The organism is Paenibacillus sp. FSL H7-0756 (genome assembly GCF_038006765.1).
In the GTDB taxonomy this organism is placed as follows: domain Bacteria; phylum Bacillota; class Bacilli; order Paenibacillales; family Paenibacillaceae; genus Paenibacillus_AQ.
Genome location: NZ_JBBOVT010000002.1, coordinates 1,307,404 through 1,325,200, shown reverse-complemented (window position 1 = coordinate 1,325,200; position 17,797 = coordinate 1,307,404). Strand labels below are relative to the sequence as shown.

Sequence of the window (17,797 nt, the reverse complement as noted above, 5' to 3'; positions counted from 1 at the left end):
AATCCATGAGCACAGCGTTATTGCAGGAGCTGCATCAGGAATACAGAAGACTGTATATTGCCGGAAGTGAGCTGGCGGCCGGAGATTTCCGCCTGAAGCGGCTGCTTCCGCAATTTCAGCAGCTAGGCGAGCGGTCACCGGTCTTCAAGAAGCTAGGCGAGGGAATTACTGCACTGATTGAACCGGGTAGCCCGGAGGGTCTTGCCCCGGGTATTCAGTTGCAGGAGAATACCCTGCTGCTGGAGTCCGTGCTATACACCCAGGGAACGACAACCGTGGATGGAACTCCCGGACCCTTGCCGGTCCGGAAGTTCACCCTTCAGACGAATCAGACCTACCGGAAGCTTGCGCCTGTGATTGAAGCGCTCACCACTACCGGAAGCGGCAGATATGAGATTGTACTGGATGCCTATAAGGAAGGAGTCTTTCAGGATCTTCGTCTGCTGCCGCTGGCTGTCTCAGCACTGAACGACCCGTATTCGGAGCTGGCGGAATATGCGAAGAACCATATTCTCCCTTCCTATGGGCCGGAGATCGCCGGATATCTGCTGGAGAGCTTCAACCCGGCCGGGGGTCGGAGCGAGGTCCGCAAGCTGGAGGTCATTGCTCAAGCAGGCGCTTCCAGTCACCTGGATGTTATTGTTCAAACAGCCGAGAACGGCAGTGATGAGATCCGGGCAGCGGCCATCAAGTGTCTGGGAGAATATGAGGAATATACAGGACTCCTGCTGGAGTGGTCTGCCGACAAGAAGAAAATCATCCGTGAAGCCGCCTACACAGCGCTGGCAGCGGGTGGATCTGCACAGGGAGCAGAGCGGCTCATTGAGGTGTTCCTCCAGAAGAAGGACCGTGAGATGTTAGCCGCAGTGCTGGCATATGGGGCTCCTGCAGCGGTCTATGCTAGGCTTACGGCATTATTCATGGATGAGCTTACAGCCGCACCGGAGACGAATGCCGATAAGAAAATCACTGAGAAGGCCTGGGATGAGCTGGCTCCCTTCATGGCTGCTCTCCACCAGGCAAAGAGTGCGGAACTGGATGCCATTTATAGCTATGTTCTTAAGGAGTATCAACGTTATACTTCCCTCGGGTGGATTCATCTGATTGACCAGGCAGCCCGATACAAGCAGGAATCAGCGGATAACGCCGCGCTGGAAGAGCTCGCGGAGCTGGCGCAGCGCAGCGTGCGGTATCTGCCGAACTATTTCCATGCCGCGAAAAGGAGGGTCAGCCCGCAGGAGATGTTCGACCGGTTCGCCGGACTCACGGAGACCAAGCTGGTAGGTCAGGCGGCCAAGCAGGCCGCTCAGCGCACACAATTGCTGATTCATACGATCGAGGAGCAGGCCGTGGACCTTTACTGGGACTATGAGGTACGTTGGGATGCCTCGGGCGTAAGACAGTACAACAGACGGATCATGTCGGCTGAAGAGGTTGCTGCGGAATGGGACCCGCGCTGGCTGGAATGGTCTATCAAGCAGGATGCCATGAATCTGGCCTGTGTCTTCGCCCGGCCCGGACATCAGGGAGTACAGAATTACCTGCGGGGCAAGCTGGAAGGAACGCTCAAGCGGTACACGTATGACCGTCTGGCCAATATTTTCAAAGGACTGGAGAGGGCAGAACTGCCTGAGACGGAGCGGCTGGAGCTGCTGATTTCTGCGCTTGAAGAGAACAACGTCCGCAATTTGTATACCTTTGACCACTACTTGTTCGAGATGATGGAGCGCTTCCCGGCCAGCTATGTGGACCGGGTGAAGGAGATCGCTCCCCGGTTCAAATATGAATCCAAGCGCCAGCTGGAATATATACTGGACCAGCTAGTGAGTAAGCAGTAAAGTCTGCAATATACTTACGAGTCAGTACGGAAGAGATAGTCCCGGATAGACGGGGATATACAAAGGAGAGGTGTACATGTCAACAGAACAAGGTCAGCTTCAGGATTATATGCGTCTGCCGGCTGAAATCCTGTACCGTGAGGAGCTGGAGGCTCTGCGCAAGGAGGACACCGGACGTATTCCTGCCGGCTGGCAGATGTCCCCGCGCTCAGTTCTCACCTTCATTACTGGCGGCAAGGCGGGCAAAACCGTGATTACCCCGAAATATATCGGGAACATCCGGCTGATTGAGATGGCCGTTGCCACGCTGGTCACTGACCGGGCACTGCTGCTGATCGGGGAGCCGGGCACCGCCAAATCCTGGCTGTCCGAGAATCTGGCAGCGGCGATCTACGGCAACTCAGGTATGGTAGTGCAGGGGACAGCGGGAACAAGCGAAGAGCATGTGCGTTATTCCTGGAACTACGCCATGCTCCTGGCGAACGGGCCGACGCCGGAGGCGCTGGTCAAGAGCCCGATTATGCGGGCGATGGAGGACGGCGGTATTGCCCGGTTTGAAGAAATCTCCCGTTGTGCCTCCGAGGTGCAGGACGCATTGATCTCCATTCTGTCGGAGAAGACAATCTCCGTGCCGGAGCTGGGCAAGGAGACCAGTGCCCGCAAGGGCTTCTCGATTATTGCCACTGCTAATACTCGGGACCGCGGAGTCAATGAAATGTCCGCTGCTCTGAAGCGGCGATTCAATATCATTGTGCTGCCTGCGCCATCTGACCTTGAGACGGAGCTGTCCATTGTGAAGAAGCGTGTCGGTGAGATCGCCTCCTCCTATGAGCTGCAGGCTGCTGTTCCGGCAGATGAAGCGCTGCTGAAGGTGGTTACCATCTTCCGCGAGCTGCGCAGCGGCATGACCCTCGACAAGAAGGAGAAGGTGAAGACTCCAGCCGGTGTAATCTCTACGGCAGAAGCCATCTCGCTGCTGACGAACAGCATGGCCCTGGCGGCAAGCTTCGGGAGCGGGGAACTGACCGACGAGGATCTGGCAGCGGGACTCCAAGGGGCGATCGTCAAGGATGACGATAAGGATAAGCTGGTCTGGAAGGAATATCTGGATAATGTAATGAAGAAAAAAGGAGCGGACTGGCGCGGACTCTATCAAGCCTGCAAGGAGATGAACGAGTGAGCAGGGCAGCGGTTGCCGGCGTTCATGTCTTCGGAGTCCGGCATCTGTCTCCGGGCGGTGCCAGGCATGTCCTGGAATACTTGAACGAGCTGCAGCCGACCGCCGTCTTGATTGAGGGGCCGAGTGATGCCAGCGGAGAGATCCGTCATTTAACCCATGCGGTAACGAAGCCGCCGGTAGCTATTCTGGCCTTCACCGAGGATTTGCCTGTGCGGACGGTGCTCTGGCCGTTCGCTGTGTATTCCCCGGAATATCAGGGGATGAAATGGGCGCAGGAGCATGGAGCACAGGCAGAGTTCATCGACCTGCCTTCCTCTGTAACACTGGGGCTGCAGGATGCGTTACGGCAGGATGCCGGTGGACGCCCAGAACTGAAGCCTGTGGCTGACGAACAGGGGGAACCGGCGGAAGAGGAAGTTCGTGAGCCGGAGTCAGTATACAGCCGGATTGCCCGGATTGCCGGTGAGCATGACTATGATATGTACTGGGAGCGTAATTACGAGCATAACGCCAGCAGCGGCGCATACCGCGCCGCGATCCTGGCCTTCTCTGCCCAGATGCGGGAGCTGTCGGAGTCCACGGAGCGCGCAGAGCAGCCGCGGGAATATGCATATAACGCATTGCGCGAGTCTTATATGCGGCGGCAGATTCAGCTCAAGATTGACGAAGGGCATGTGCCGGAGAAGATTGTTGTGATCTGCGGGGCATACCACGCCGCCGCGCTGGCCGATCTCTCGGAGGGAATGAGTGATGCGGAGCTGGCGTCACTGCCTTCACGCTCTACCAAGCTGACGCTGATGCCGTATTCCTACTATAAGCTCTCCACTATGTCGGGGTATGGTGCGGGCAACGCAGCTCCGCACTACTTCCAGATGATGTGGGAGCTGATGGCCTCCGGCCGCGCTGAGGAGCTGCCCCATCTCTATCTCTCCTCCGTGGCCCGGATGGTGCGCAGGGCAGGGACGCACCGCTCCACGGCTGAGGTCATTGAAGCGGTACGGCTGGCGGAGTCGCTGGCTGCGCTGCACGGCGGAAGCGCACCTACGCTGCGTGATCTGCGCGATGCCGCCCAGACCTTGCTCGGGCATGGGGATCTGGCTGTTATCGCTGATTCGCTGGCCCGGGTCGATGTCGGTACGAACATCGGAAGGCTGGCCGATGGCGTCAGCCAGACGCCGATTCAGGATGACCTGAACCGGCTGCTGAAGCGCTACAAGCTGGAGAAGTACAGATCGACCGTAGCCAGCGACCTGACGCTGGATCTGCGCGAGAACCGCCGGGTGTCAAGCAGCGAAGCGGCTTACCTCGATCTGCACCGCTCCGTGCTGTTCCACCGGCTGGAACTGCTCGGTATCCACTTCGCCCGGAATGTGCCAAGCGGCCAGTCCGGGGCGACCTGGGCGGAGCACTGGATACTCCAGTGGGCGCCGGAGGTGGAGATTGAGATTGTGGAGTCTACCCTGCTGGGGGAGACCATAGAAGTGGCGGCAGCCTATGTGCTGCGCGAGAAGCTGCTGGAATGCAGCTCCATCGCTGAGGCATCCGCGCTGATTGTCACCGCCTGCGAATGTGCCATGACCACACAGATGGAGGAGAGCAGTCGCGTGCTCCAGCGCCTTGCGGTAGACAGCCGGGATGTCGTCTCGATTGCCACGGCTGCCAGGGAGCTGGCCAAGATCATCGGCTATGGCGACATCCGCAAGGTGGATACGGCCCCGTTCATACCGCTGCTGGAGGAGCTGTTCCGCCGGGGCTGCCTGTTCCTGCTGGATGCCAGCGGCTGCAATGATGAAGCGGCGGCGCTGATGATCGGCGCAATGAATGATCTGAACAACATCTCGCAGGAGCATAGCGAGATTGCAGATACGGCTCTGTGGCTGCAGGAGCTGCTGCAGCTGGCGCAGCGGGATGACCGCAACCCGCGGCTGTCGGGCTTCGCCTGTGCAATTCTGATGGAGCGGGGAGCCATCCCTGCCGGAGAGGTTGCGGCAGAGGTGTCGCGCCGCTTGTCTCCAGGGATACCGGCAGACCTGGGGGCAGGCTGGTTCGAAGGGCTGTCCATGCGTAACCGCTATGGGCTGCTGTCGCGGATGAGCCTGTGGGAGCAGCTGAATGACTATATCAACGCCTTGGAGGATGAGGAATTCAAGCGTGCGCTGGTCTTCCTGCGCCGGGCGTTCAGTACCTTCTCCCCGCGTGAGAAGACGATGATCGCCGAGCTGCTGGGTGAGCTGTGGGGCGTGAACACAGAGCAGGCCGCCGAGATTCTGACAGGAGAACTGAAGGAGGAGGAAGCCAAAATGCTGGATGATCTGAATGATTTTGACTTCGGGGATTTGTAGATGAGTGAAGAAGAACTGAAGGAAGAACTGAAGGATGATAACCGGAACGGAGCGCTTACACGCTGGCGGCTGATTCTGGGGCAGGAAGCAGAAGAGGCCTTGCCCGGCTTCGGCCCGGGCAGCGGACGGATCTTAAGCGAGGAAGAGCTGATTATGGATGCCGCACTGGCGGCTATCTATAATGAGACAGGCGCAGGTAAGGCAGAAGGGAGTGCCGCTGCCGCATCGAAGGGCAGAGGTTCAGGCTCGGGAAAGTCAGCAATTAACCTGTCCAAGTGGCTCGGGGATGTGCGGAATTTCTTCCCGGAGGATGTGGTCTCGGTTATTCAGACCGATGCGATGGAGCGCAAGGGCTGGAAGCAGCTGCTCTTCGAGCCGGAGCTGCTGGCGGCAGTGAAGCCGGATATCCAGCTGGTCGGTACGCTGCTGGCACTTAAGGGTAAAATCCCGGAGAAAACCAAAGATACCGCAAGAATGCTCGTTCAGGCGCTCGTGGATGAGCTGGTCAAGCTGCTGGAGACTGATATCCGCCGTGCAGTTACCGGAGCACTCAATAAGCGGCAGCATTCCCCGCTGCCTTCGCTTAGCGGCCTGGACTGGAAACGGACAATTGAGCGCAACCTGAAGCACTACGATGCGGAGCGGCGGATGATTATCCCCGAACGCTTCTTCTATTTTGACCGGGCCCGCCGCAGCAAGGAATGGACGGTCATTGTAGATATTGACCAGAGCGGCTCGATGGCCAGCTCCGTGATCTGGGCTTCGGTGATCGGCTCGATCTTCGCCAGTATCCCGGCGCTGAACACGCGTGTCGTTGCTTTTGATACCGAGGTGGTTGACTTGACGGAGCAGTGTGCGAATGATCCTGTTGACATGCTCTTCGGCATCCAGCTCGGGGGCGGTACGGATATTCATAAGTCGGTGAAGTATTGTGAGCAGTTCATCGAGGAGCCGAAGAAGACACTGTTCATCATCGTATCGGACCTGTACGAGAACGGCAATCAGGCCGGGCTGGTCCGGCGGATGCGCGAGCTGCGGGAATCCGGGGTGCGGACGATGACGCTCTTGGCCCTCTCCGATGAAGGCAAGCCTTCCTATGATGAACGGCTGGCCGCCCAGCTCGCCCGTGATGGAACGCCTTGCTTCGCCTGTACTCCGGCACTGCTGCCTGTCCTGGTGGAGGGAGCACTCAAGGGCCAGGAGCTGGGTGAGCTGGCGAAGCGGCTGGGGATGACGCGGTGATTTTGTTTAAACAGGAAACACTTACTTTATAATCACATATTGTGTAACATGCCGCTATCATTTATAATCGGTTATTAAAAAGCACCTTTCGCTAGGCGCTGCTTGAAAGGAAATGAATTTCTTATGTCGAGGAAGCTCAGAGCGGGTATTGTTGGCGGTACCGGTATGGTCGGCCAGCGTTTCATTGCACTTTTGGAGAATCATCCATGGTTTCAGGTAACAGCGATTGCGGCGAGCGCGAATTCAGCCGGCAAGTCCTATGAGGAGTCTGTTCAAGGCAGATGGAAGCTGTCCACTCCTATGCCTGACGCAGTTAAAGGCATCATGGTTCAAGACGCCTCCAAGGTGGAGGAAGTGGCTGCGGATGTGGATCTGATCTTCTGCGCCGTAGATATGAAGAAGGATGAGATTAAGGCGCTGGAAGAAGCTTATGCGCGTACCGGAACTCCGGTGATCTCCAACAATTCGGCGCACCGCTGGACACCGGATGTTCCGATGGTGATTCCTGAGATCAATCCGGAGCATCTGGAGGTTATCGCCCAGCAGCGGAAGCGTCTGGGGACAGAGACCGGCTTCATCGCTGTGAAACCGAACTGTTCCATTCAGAGCTATATGCCCACCCTGAATGCACTTCATGAGTTCAAGCCTTCTAAGGTGGTTGTAACCACTTATCAGGCGATTTCAGGTGCGGGTAAGACCTTCGCGGACTGGCCGGATATGGTGGATAACGTGATTCCTTACATCGGCGGAGAAGAAGAGAAGAGCGAGCAGGAGCCGCTGCGGATCTGGGGTAAGGTAACCAGTGAGGGGATCGTCCCAAGCGAGCAGCCGGTAATCACTACCCAGTGTATCCGTGTGCCTGTTGCTGACGGCCATATGGCGGCTGTCTTTGCCTCCTTTGAGCAGAAGCCTTCCCGCGAAGAGATTCTGGAACGCTGGAACAGCTTCCAGGGGCGTCCACAGCAGCTCGGTCTGCCGAGTGCTCCTAAGCAGTTCATCACGTATTTTGAGGAAGAGAACCGTCCGCAGACCCGTCTGGACCGTGACATTGAGAATGGCATGGGCATCTCCGCAGGACGGTTGCGCGAGGATTCACTGTACGATTACAAATTCGTCAGCCTGTCCCACAATACGGTAAGAGGCGCTGCCGGCGGTGCGGTACTGATCGCCGAATTGCTGAAGGCCGAAGGATATATTCAGCCCAAATAAGCATATCTATGCTCTTGGACGGATACCCGTTATGCAGCCTGCCGGAGGCTCTCCGCGCAGGCTGTTTGCAGTTTGACCTGACAATCCGCCCGAAATAATGGTAAGATAGAGTAATGTACGGCGAAAACTGAATATTGACGGAGTGATATTGTGGCAAAAAGTAAAGGCGGCGGCACAGGCAGAGGAACAGGCAGCAAGGGCTGGACCCGCTGGAACAAGACGGCAAAACCCGTGAAGCCGGCCCGAAGCGGCCCTCCCGGCAGCCCAGGTGCCAAAGGAACCAAGCAGGCTAAGACCAGCAGCGGCAGCAACAAAACCGGAGGCGCTAAATAAGCGGGCATCTGCCCCTTGAGGATGACTAAATATAAGGGTTATAGGTTGGAGGCAACATCTGATGGCTATGTGAATCAGATGTTCTTTCATATGTAGGACCTGAAAGCGGGAACTTCATGAGAATTAACAAATACATCAGTGAGACCGGCGTCTATCCGCGCAGAGAGACGGGCCGGCTGATTGCCGCCGGAAGGATCACGATTAACGGGAAGGTCTGTGCGCCTGGAGCAAGTGTTGAACCTGGAGATATGGTGGCTGTAGACGGAATTACTGTGACTCCAGACCGGGAGGAGCGGGTCTATCTGGTGCTGAACAAGCCGGTAGGCATCACCTGTACAGCCGCCCGGCACGTGGAAGGGAATATTGTAGATTATATCAATTATCCCTCCCGGATCTTTGCCGTCGGCAGACTGGACAAGCGCTCGGAAGGGCTGATTCTGCTGACCAATGACGGGTCGATTGTCAACCGGATGATGCGGTCCGAGCATAGTCATGAGAAGGAGTACCGGGTGAGCGTGGATAAGCCGGTCACAGAAGACTTTTTGACGGAGATGTCGGCAGGTGTAGATATTCTGGAGACCCGCACCAAGCCATGCCTCACCCGGCGGATCTCGGAGAAGGAGTTCATGATTATTCTGACCCAAGGGCTGAATCTGCAGATCCGCCGGATGTGCAAGGCGCTGGGCTATCGTGTGCTCCGGCTGGAGCGGATACGGATTATGCATATCACGCTCAGCGGTCTGCCGCAAGGGCAGTGGAGACGGCTGACGGAGGAAGAGCTCGCGGAGCTTCATGCCAGATTGGAAGGATAGCCGCAACTCACATACCAGTTTATGTTTCCGAAGCGGGCTCCGGATGGGTATACAGGAAGTCTTGCTACCACGACACGACATTTAGGAGGATCACATGCGGATTATAAGCTTATTGTTAGCCTTAGCAATCATAGCAGGTTGCTCACGAACAGGGGATGGCGGATCAGCAGATCCGTCTGCAGTGCCAGCCGCTTCCCCGGCAGCGGATCTCTCAGCAGCACCTGGAGGGCATCTTGAGGAAGACGCAGCTGCCGCAGCACTCGCAGAAGTGTCCCCTGAGATTGCAGATGAGTATTCGGGGTTCGTACATATGGATGCGGTTCAGTTGAACGGGCAGATTTTTCAGGTATATTACTGGAACAAGGGAGAATTCAGCTATACACAGTTCGCCATCGTCAAGGAGGGCAAGATGGTCTTTGACAGCAAAAAGGCCGGGCTTACCCTGGAAGGCGGGGACATTTGGAATGAGGAGGAGCAGCTCTGGGCTGAAGCGGTTGTGCAGAACAACCGGAATACCTTCTTGTTCAGTCTGATGGATAACCGTCCTAACTACGCGTCTATTGTGGTCGAAGAGATTGACGGAACGATGCAGGTCACCGTTAACGATCTGTTCAGCGTGAATTATGAGGACGTGGATCAGGACGGAAGCGAGGATCTGCTGGCCAGTCCTTATCCGGGTAAATCGCCCCTGGGTCCGGCGCTGACGGGCATCTACCAGCTGGAAGGGACGAACTATGTACCGGATAAGCTGCTTACCAAGCAATATGCGGACGATCAGCTTCAGCTCAGTGAGCAGGAGTATAAAAACAATCCGTCCGAGCAGACGTTAGAGCAGCTGCTGAACGCCTACCTGATTCTCGGGAAGCGCAGTATCGCACTGACACGGTTCGAAGAGTTCCATGAGTGGGCCGGACAGCTCGCCGGGGACGGCGGTTATGTGGACGAATATCAGCAGCTGCTGCGGAATACAGAGACGGCAGAACAAATCAGCGGCTGGATGGACAAGCTGAAGCCGCTGCGTACTGCGCGGTAAGCCGGGTTGATCGAGGACAAGAAGAGAAGGGATTCCCAGGGCAGGTGATGCTGCTCCGGGAATCCCTTTTTCAAAATATAAGAATCTATTTGTTTCACGCTATACATTATGCTTCTATTTCCCGCTGAAACTGCTTGTTGTACAAATCCCGGTATACCCCATTCTCTGCCAGCAGGGAGGCATGCTGCCCCGACTCTACAATCCTGCCGTCCTGAACAACCAGAATATTGTCGGCTGCCATGATGGTGGAGAGACGGTGGGCGATGACCATGCTGGTCTTGCCCCGCAGCAGTTCATGCATCGCTTGCTGGATGTAATATTCCGATACGGTGTCCAGCGACGAGGTGGCTTCGTCCATGATAATAATGGGCGGATTCTTGAGCAGCACGCGCGCGATGGACATCCGCTGTTTCTCACCGCCCGACAGCTTAATGCCCCGGTTGCCGACTACCGTGTTGTAGCCCTCAGGCAGCTTTAGAATGAAATCATGAATATAAGCAGCTTCACAGGCGGCCGTCAGCTCGGCTTCTGTGGCTTCAGCATTAGCATAGAGCAGATTCTCGCGGATCGTCCCGTTGAACAGGTACGTGTCCTGAGTGACGAGGCCAATCTGCGAGCGCAGCGAATGCAGCGTGAACTCGCGGATGTCCTTACCGCCAATACGTATTGCGCCTGAATCCAGTTCATAGAGCCGGGGGATCAGGTTGGTAATGGTGGTTTTGCCTGCTCCACTGGGTCCGACCAGGGCTGTCAGTGATCCGGCGCTTGCCGTGAAGGAGATCCCGCTCAGAGCGGGCTTGTCCGGGGCGTAGGCGAAATTCACCTGCTCGAAGACGATGTCTTGTCCCTCTACGCGGCTTGGAAGAGCCAGCTTAGTATCCACAATCAGCGGGTCCATATCAAAATAGTCAAAAATCCGTTCAAACAGCGCCACCGAACGGTTCACATCTACATAGAGATTGGTCATCTGCATAACCGGAAGATACAACCGGCCCAGCAGTGCCACAAAGGTGATAATCGCTCCGATGCTCAGCTCTCCCTGGATGAATAAATAACCCCCGTACAGATAAATCAGCATCGGCCCGATAGTGGTGAAGGTGGTTAGGACCAGCATGAACCAGCGGCCGGCCATCGATTCGCGAATTTGCAGCCGTGTTGCCTGGGCATTTACGGTCCGGAAGCTGGCCAGTGCGGTGTCCTCTCTGGTGAACAGCTTCATTAGCATGTATCCGCTGAGGCTGAGCGTCTCCTCGATGATCTGATTCTGCTCCGAGATCTTCTCCTGCGTCTCTTTGGCCAGCTTCCAGCGCACATTGCCCATTTTGCGGGTGGGTACGATGAATAAGGGGATGACCAGGATGCCCAACAGTGCGAGCTTCCAGTTCATAATGAACAGCGTTGCCGCCGTGGAGATCAGAATGAACAGATTGCTGGCACAATTGACGATGGTGCTGTTGAAGACGCCCTGAATTCCGGCAATGTCACTGGTCATCCGGGTGATGACCTCGCCTTGCTTGACGCCTGAGTAGAATTGCAGCGGCATGCTCTGCAGATGGCGGTACATCTGGTTTTTCATATCATGGACAATATTCTGGGAGATAAAAGAGTTCAAATAATTCTGCAGCACGCCCAGCAGTCCGGACACAACCGTTGTAGCCAGCGAGGCGGCAACCAGCAGGAAGAGCAGCTGCAGATTCTTGTCCGGGAGTGCCCGGTCGATAATCTGCTGAATCAGGATGGGAGGGAGCAGCCCCAGCACTGCGGATATGCACAGCACGGTCATCACCAGCAGCGTCTGCTTCCAGTATGGGACAAAATATTTGACAATACGTAATAACAGGGCTTTGGATATATCCGGCTTCGCCTCCTCCTCATTGAACTTTAATTTGCCATGCCCGAAGCCTCCTCCGGGTCCCATGGCTCTGAAGCCTCTCGACAATAGGGTCACCAGCTTTACTTGAATTTTAGGGAAATTATATATGTAAAAATAATCCGGCGCAGGGTCTGACATGGGAATTATACGCCTGGATTTTCTGGATGTAAATGCTAAACTGGATAAGCTCAAACAAAGCTGAGAACGAGGTTGCAGCAGTAACCTTAGGTTCGGGAGGACAGGAACAGAATGATTATAGATGCACAGGAATATGAAAACAAAGGACTCCGCTACATGGTGAGATCCGCCGTGCCGCAGGATGCCCCGCAGTTGTCCGCGCTGAGACTGAAGGTTGACGGCGAGACGGAGAATTTAGACCGGGTTCAGGGTGAAGGATTCATCGACCCGGAGGGATTCAGGTCGCTTATAGCGGCAGATACGGCCAGCAGCACGAACCTGTTCCTGGTTGCAGAGGTGCAGGACAGGCTGGCGGGCTTCGCCAGATGTGAAGGAAGTCCGCTGCGGAGGCTGGCTCATCTGGCCGAGTTCGGAGTCGGAGTGCTCCAGGAGTTCTGGGGATACGGCATCGGCCGGAGTCTGCTGGAGCAGTCTATCAGCTGGGCGGAAGCCATCGGTCTGGAGAAGCTGAGCTTGAAGGTTCTGGAGGGGAATGACAAGGCGATCCGGCTCTATGAGAGCCTGGGCTTCGAGGTCGAGGGTGTCTTGCGCAGAGACAAGCTGCTGGCAGACGGACAATTCTATTCCACTATTGTTATGGGCAGATTACGCGGGGATAGAGGGGGGAGCGTAGGCCGAATGTAATCGGAAAACCGATCATAATTGGATTGGTACATCCTGTACGCGGCTTGAGCATCAACATCGTACCACCCGCAGTGTGCCTGGTCTAAAATTAAGGAGCAGTGATGAGCTGCGCGAATCTCCGCGTGGTCTCGCGTATATCCTCAGCTCCGGCAATGGCCGAGATGATGGAGATTCCATCCGCACCCGCACGGATGACCGGCGGAGCATTCTCCAGGGTGATGCCGCCGATGCCCACCACGGGAATGGTCAGGCCGCTTCGTCTTAGCTCTTCAATGACAGTAGTTCCCCGGACGGCCTGGGCATCATCCTTGGATGAAGTAGGATAGACAGGACCGATTCCGAGATAATCGGCTCCGTCCGCGATAGCCTGCCGGGCTTCCGTCAGATTATGCGCGGAGACCCCGATGATCTTATGCTCACCGAGCTGCTCCCGGATCAGCCGGGCGGGCAGGTCATCCTGGCCGACATGAATGCCGTCGGCATCCAGCGCAGCGGCAAGCTCCAGGTCATCATTCACGATGAACGGAATGTTATAAGCCCGGCATATCTGCCGGAGCTGTTGTCCAAGATGGAGCAGAGCGGCACCTTTGAGCGCGGAGGGACCCTTTTCCCGGAACTGGAACAGAGTAATGCCCCCGTCAGCAGCAGCGGTTAAAGTGTCCTCCGGCGAGAGGCGGCAGTTCACACTGCCCATAATGAAGTACAGCTTCAGCAGCCTGCGTATATCCTCGCTGTCAATCCGTGTCATAGCGTTATCCCCCTTGATCTCATCCGGTTCCTGTAAGCAAAATGATTCGTCGGCCCCTGCCCGGCCCCTATGTTCAGGCTATCCTCAATCGCGGCTTGAATGAAGGCCTTGGCGGTCTGGACAGCTTCTGGCATGGAATGGCCCAGCGCAAGACCTGCCGTCACCGCAGCTGAGAAGGTGCAGCCGGTTCCGTGAGTATGCTTCGTCGCAATCCGCGGGCTGGACATATACTGGAATTCCCGTCCGTCATAGAGCAGATCCACCGCCTCATCTCCTGACGGGTCATGTCCGCCTTTCAAGATAATATACTCGGGTCCCATCTGATGAAGCAGTCTTGCTGCCTTCTCCCGGTCTTTCCTGCCCTGAATCTTCATTCCCGTCAGCATCTCTGCTTCAGGAAGATTGGGGGTAATGGCGAGCGAGAGCGGAAGCAGGCTTGTAATCAGGGCTTGCACTGCCTCCTGGAGCAGCAGCTGTGAGCCGCCCTTGGCGACCATGACCGGATCGATCACCAGCTTTTGCTGCCAGCCGTACTGCTGCACTTTACTGGCAACGATGCGGATAATGTCACTGCTGAACAGCATCCCTGTCTTAATGGCATCCGGCGGCAGGTCACTGCCGATCGAATCCAGCTGGGCTGCAACGGACTCCGGCTCCATCGGATAGACTCCCTGGACACCTAGTGTGTTCTGGGCGGTGAGTGCAGTAAGTGCAGACATGCCGTACACTCCCAGCTCCTGAAAAGTCTTCAAATCCGCCTGGATCCCGGCCCCGCCGCCGCTGTCAGAACCGGCAATGGTCAATGCTTTGCGTATGCTAGTCATCTTGTTCTCTCCTTTGGGGTGTGCGTTTTAGGCTTCGAGCAGCTTCAGCCGGGATCGGCTGTTGTATTGCTCCGGAGTCACCAGTGACAATTGATTCAGGAACAAGGTCTGGAAGCTGCCTGGACCTTGGCCTTCAGCAGCCTCAGCCGCAAGCTCTGCTGCCACGCCGTATAAGGAGAGGGCCTCGGCAGCCGCCTCTAGCACATCCCCGCCGCTTACGGCAAGAAATGCGCCCACTACAGCACTTAGCAGGCAGCCGGTTCCGGTTACCCGGGTCATAATGGAGTGGCCGTTGCTGGCGATATAAGTGCGCTTGCCGTCTGTGATGATGTCTTCCTTGCCGGTGATAATCACAACACAGTTCAGCTTCTGCGCCGCTTTAATGGCTAGAGCGACTACATCGCCTTCGCCTGCTCCGGCATCCACGCCTTTGCTTGCCCAGCTCTCCCCGGCCACATTGGCAACCTCAGCCACATTGCCGCGCAGCGCTGTCAGCTGAAGCTCACTGAGCAGCCCCGCCGTAACGTTCGTGCGGTAGGCGGTAGCCCCGGCTCCAACGGGATCAAGCACTAGCGGCACATGGTGGCGGTTCGCAGCCTTCCCGGCCCGGGTCATGGAAGCGATGGCAGCTTCATTCAGCGTGCCGATGTTCAGCACAACCGCCCCGGACATGGCGGCGACATCCGCTACTTCTTCGATGGCATCGGCCATGAACGGCGAGGCTCCCAGAGCCAGCAGCCCGTTCGCTGTGAAGTTAGCGACTACGATATTCGTGATATTATGCACCAGCGGGTTCGCCTGGCGTACTTTGGACAGATAAGACATATGAATTCCTCCTGAAGGTATAATTTAAAAATTAATAAAAGCATTCTTAATATCCACATCCGCTGCCAGCAAGCCGTTCTCCATCAGCCACTGGTTCACCTGCTCCCATGATGCGCTGTCCTGATAGCCGAAGGGCTGGGAACCGGCATCCATCAGCGGCAGCAGGATCTCCAGACTGCGCTGTTCAATCACTTCATCCAGCGGCGCGGTGTCCTCCTGATGGGCAAGCAGCAGCTTCAGCGCTTCATCCGGGTGACCGGCTACATACTGCTGGCCTTTTCTGATGGCATCCACGAATTTCTGATAAAAGCCCTGCGAATCCTGCAGTCCCTGCTCACTGGCGGCCAGCACCAGCTCATAATAATCCGGGACCCCGTAATCCACGGGATTGAAGGAGCGGACCGGATGGCCTTGCTGCTCCAGAATCAGCTGCTCATGGTTGATGAACCCGCCCATAATTCCATCCACCCGTCCGGTGGAGAGGGCAGGAATCAGCTCAAAACCGACATCCACCAGCTTGAGGGAGGAAGGGTCCCCGCCGTCGCTTTTCACCATCGTATTCAGCATCGCTTCATATAACGGAACGGAGGAATATCCGGCCAGCTTGCCTGACAGCTCTCCCGGGCGGGTAATGCCGCTGTCAGCGGCTACCATGAGATGATTCAGCGGGTGGCGCACCAGCGCGGCAATCGACTTGACCGGAATCTGCTCCCCCCGTGCCATCAACACCTGCGGCTGATAGCTGAGTGCCAGATCCACCTTACCCGCAGCAACCAGCTTCAGCGCATCATTGGTATCGGCCGGCATCTGAATCTCAACCTCCAGACCTTTCTCAGCGAAATAACCTTCAGCCTCTGCCGCATACAAAAAAGAGTGAACCGCATTGGGATACCAGTCGAGCATAATCGTTAGCTTATGGGCTGCTTCTTCAGCTCCAGTACCAGCCGGGGAGCCGGAGGCCGCCGGATTGTTCGTATTGGCGCAGCCTGCCAGGACAGGCAGCATACAGAGGAGCAGAGCGGACAGCAGCATGGCTGGCCTTGAAATTGCATGGTGCAGATAACGGGCATAGCGGATAGTAATCATGAATAACGTCCTCTTTTCTTCAGAATAATCTTCTCCAGTGCGGCGACTGCCAGAAACAGCAGGATACCGAGTAGAGATAATAAGACAACAGCGGCGAACATCTTGGCGCTCTGCAGATTCCCGGCCATTCTGCGGCTGAAATAGCCCAGCCCCCGGCTGCCCCCAAGCCATTCCCCGATCGTTGCACCAATCACACAGTACACAGCAGACAGCTTCAGTCCGGAGAAAAAAGAGGGCAAAGCCAGCGGAACGCCCACCTTCCCGAGAATCTGCCAGCGGCTCGCGCCGTAGGTAAGCAGGAGCTCCCGGTAAGCGTCCGTGTTCTTGGACAATCCGTCATAGGTGCCGATGACCACCGGGAAGAAAGCAGTCAGGAAGACAACGGCGACCTTGCTCCACAAGGTATAGCCGAACCACATGATGAACAGGGGCGAGAGGGCGATCAGCGGAACCGTCTGGCTGATGATCAGCAGCGGATACAGTGCCTTGGCCAGCGGACTGAACAGGTGCATGGCGATCCCCAGCAGGCTGCCGCAGATCACTGACAATGCGAAGCCTGTGAGTACCTCCAGCAGAGTAGCAGGCAGATGCACCCCGAATAACAAGCGGCGTTCCTCCAGCAAAGCCATGCAGATCGCAGACGGAGCCGGAAGAATGAAGGGAGGAATCAGGCCCAGCCGGGCTACTGACTCCCAGACCGCAAGCGCCAGCAGGGCGAGCAGGGCCGCCGGACCGTAATGCTGGAGCAATCTTCTAGGAGCGGCGGTTCTCATATAGCTTCAGCTCCAATTCCTGGCGCAGGGCGGCGAACTGCGGTTCATAGTTCAGACTGTGATGACGCGGACGGGGGAGACCGGCTGAGAATTCCTGCATCCCGCTGCCCTCTCTGCCGGTCATTAGATAGATTCTGTCACTGAGCAAGAGCGCCTCTTCCAGGTCATGGGTGATGAACAGCACCGTTTTGTCCAGCTCCGCCCATAACTCCAGCAGCCAACGCTGCAGCGAGCGCTTCGTAATGGCATCGAGCGCCCCGAACGGCTCATCGAGCAGCAGCAGGTCGTTTCCGGCCGCCACGGTGCGGAGGACCGCCACGCGCTGCCGCATTCCGCCCGACAGCTCCTGCGGATAAGCCGCTTCGGTCCCGTCAAGGCCGAAGCGGCGCAGCAGGGTGCGGATCTCGGCAATAGCGGCTGCTTTGGGCCGGCTGCGCTTGAGCTCCCAGGGCAGCAGACAATTGTCCAGTACGGTGCGCCAGGGCAGAAGAAGATCCTGCTGGGGCATGTAGGCCACACTGCCCAGCCTCTTCGCAGCTGCAGAGGACTCGGCTCCGTTCAGCATAATCCTGCCGCTGCCCGGCTCCAGCAGACCGGCGATGATTTTGAACAAGGTGCTTTTGCCGCATCCGCTTCCGCCTACGACAGAGATGAATTCGCCGCGCTGCACATTCATGGACAGCTCTGAGAAGACGGGGGTCCGGGACGAACCGGTCCCGAAGGCATAGGACAGATTGCTAATATTGATCATAAGACTATGTACGAAGCCTCCTTGAAATTGGTATAGATACTGTGCGGAGCACAAAAAAAGCCCCATTCATTCCCGGAGGCAATGAATGGGGCGGAAGGTACAGTCA

17 protein-coding genes are annotated in these 17,797 nt (G+C 56.7%); 9 read left to right on the top strand and 8 right to left on the bottom strand.

The genetic code is table 11. The annotated features are described in order from the left end of the window. Positions 1-5: 5 nt before the first annotated feature. From NST04_RS22405 to NST04_RS22375, 7 genes are all read left to right on the top strand, one after another. A complete protein-coding gene (locus tag NST04_RS22405) occupies positions 6-1,838 on the top strand; it encodes a HEAT repeat domain-containing protein (protein ID WP_341186216.1) in 1,833 nt (610 codons plus the stop codon). 76 nt (positions 1,839-1,914) lie between these two features. Further along, positions 1,915-3,018: an AAA family ATPase gene (locus NST04_RS22400; RefSeq protein ID WP_341021327.1), complete on the top strand. Its 1,104-nt coding sequence runs from the start codon at positions 1,915-1,917 to the stop codon at positions 3,016-3,018. Continuing rightward, a complete protein-coding gene (locus tag NST04_RS22395) occupies positions 3,015-5,360 on the top strand; it encodes a DUF5682 family protein (RefSeq protein ID WP_341021328.1) in 2,346 nt (781 codons plus the stop codon). Before NST04_RS22400 ends, NST04_RS22395 begins: the two co-directional genes overlap by 4 nt. Further along, entirely contained in the window at positions 5,361-6,602 is a 1,242-nt protein-coding gene (locus NST04_RS22390) for a VWA domain-containing protein (RefSeq protein WP_341021329.1), read from the top strand. Between the two features lie 123 nt (positions 6,603-6,725). Further along, positions 6,726-7,811: an aspartate-semialdehyde dehydrogenase gene (gene asd / locus NST04_RS22385; RefSeq protein WP_341021331.1), complete on the top strand. Its 1,086-nt coding sequence runs from the start codon at positions 6,726-6,728 to the stop codon at positions 7,809-7,811. Positions 7,812-7,958: 147 nt separating this feature from the next. Then, on the top strand, positions 7,959-8,144 hold the full coding sequence (locus tag NST04_RS22380; protein WP_341023288.1) for a DUF3934 family protein: 186 nt from the start codon (positions 7,959-7,961) through the stop codon (positions 8,142-8,144). A gap of 116 nt (positions 8,145-8,260) precedes the next feature. After that, complete coding sequence (locus NST04_RS22375; protein WP_341021334.1) at positions 8,261-8,956, top strand: pseudouridine synthase; 696 nt, start codon at positions 8,261-8,263, stop codon at positions 8,954-8,956. Positions 8,957-9,084: 128 nt separating this feature from the next. On the opposite strand, the gene NST04_RS22370 is transcribed toward NST04_RS22375, so the two are convergent. Continuing rightward, entirely contained in the window at positions 9,085-9,216 is a 132-nt protein-coding gene (locus tag NST04_RS22370; protein ID WP_341021336.1) for a hypothetical protein, read from the bottom strand. 8 nt (positions 9,217-9,224) lie between these two features. Between NST04_RS22370 and NST04_RS22365 the strand changes: the two genes are divergently transcribed. Then, positions 9,225-9,989 carry a hypothetical protein gene (locus NST04_RS22365; protein WP_341186215.1) on the top strand — a complete coding sequence of 255 codons (765 nt, stop codon included), beginning with the start codon at positions 9,225-9,227 and terminating at the stop codon, positions 9,987-9,989. Positions 9,990-10,095: 106 nt separating this feature from the next. On the opposite strand, the gene NST04_RS22360 is transcribed toward NST04_RS22365, so the two are convergent. Next, positions 10,096-11,907 carry an ABC transporter ATP-binding protein gene (locus tag NST04_RS22360; protein ID WP_341186214.1) on the bottom strand — a complete coding sequence of 604 codons (1,812 nt, stop codon included), beginning with the start codon at positions 11,905-11,907 and terminating at the stop codon, positions 10,096-10,098. A gap of 204 nt (positions 11,908-12,111) precedes the next feature. Between NST04_RS22360 and NST04_RS22355 the strand changes: the two genes are divergently transcribed. Continuing rightward, positions 12,112-12,684, top strand: coding sequence for a GNAT family N-acetyltransferase (locus NST04_RS22355; RefSeq protein ID WP_341186213.1), 573 nt, complete (start codon positions 12,112-12,114; stop codon positions 12,682-12,684). 88 nt (positions 12,685-12,772) lie between these two features. Here NST04_RS22355 and thiE read toward each other — a convergent pair whose 3' ends face one another. Genes thiE through NST04_RS22325 form a run of 6 tightly spaced genes read right to left on the bottom strand, consistent with a single transcriptional unit; the run spans position 12,773 to position 17,691 of the window. Further along, positions 12,773-13,432 carry a thiamine phosphate synthase gene (thiE, locus tag NST04_RS22350; protein ID WP_341186212.1) on the bottom strand — a complete coding sequence of 220 codons (660 nt, stop codon included), beginning with the start codon at positions 13,430-13,432 and terminating at the stop codon, positions 12,773-12,775. Further along, a complete protein-coding gene (gene thiD / locus NST04_RS22345; protein ID WP_341186211.1) occupies positions 13,429-14,256 on the bottom strand; it encodes a bifunctional hydroxymethylpyrimidine kinase/phosphomethylpyrimidine kinase in 828 nt (275 codons plus the stop codon). Before thiD ends, thiE begins: the two co-directional genes overlap by 4 nt. Before the next feature lie 27 nt (positions 14,257-14,283). Further along, the gene (gene thiM / locus NST04_RS22340) at positions 14,284-15,081 is read right to left on the bottom strand and encodes a hydroxyethylthiazole kinase (RefSeq protein ID WP_341186210.1); all 798 of its coding nucleotides are present in this window, start codon (positions 15,079-15,081) and stop codon (positions 14,284-14,286) included. A 24-nt stretch (positions 15,082-15,105) separates the two neighbouring features. After that, complete coding sequence (locus tag NST04_RS22335; RefSeq protein ID WP_341186209.1) at positions 15,106-16,167, bottom strand: ABC transporter substrate-binding protein; 1,062 nt, start codon at positions 16,165-16,167, stop codon at positions 15,106-15,108. Continuing rightward, a complete protein-coding gene (locus NST04_RS22330) occupies positions 16,164-16,940 on the bottom strand; it encodes an ABC transporter permease (protein ID WP_341186208.1) in 777 nt (258 codons plus the stop codon). The genes NST04_RS22335 and NST04_RS22330 overlap by 4 nt, the downstream gene beginning before the upstream one ends. After that, complete coding sequence (locus tag NST04_RS22325; RefSeq protein ID WP_341186207.1) at positions 16,921-17,691, bottom strand: ABC transporter ATP-binding protein; 771 nt, start codon at positions 17,689-17,691, stop codon at positions 16,921-16,923. Before NST04_RS22325 ends, NST04_RS22330 begins: the two co-directional genes overlap by 20 nt. Positions 17,692-17,797: the final 106 nt, after the last annotated feature.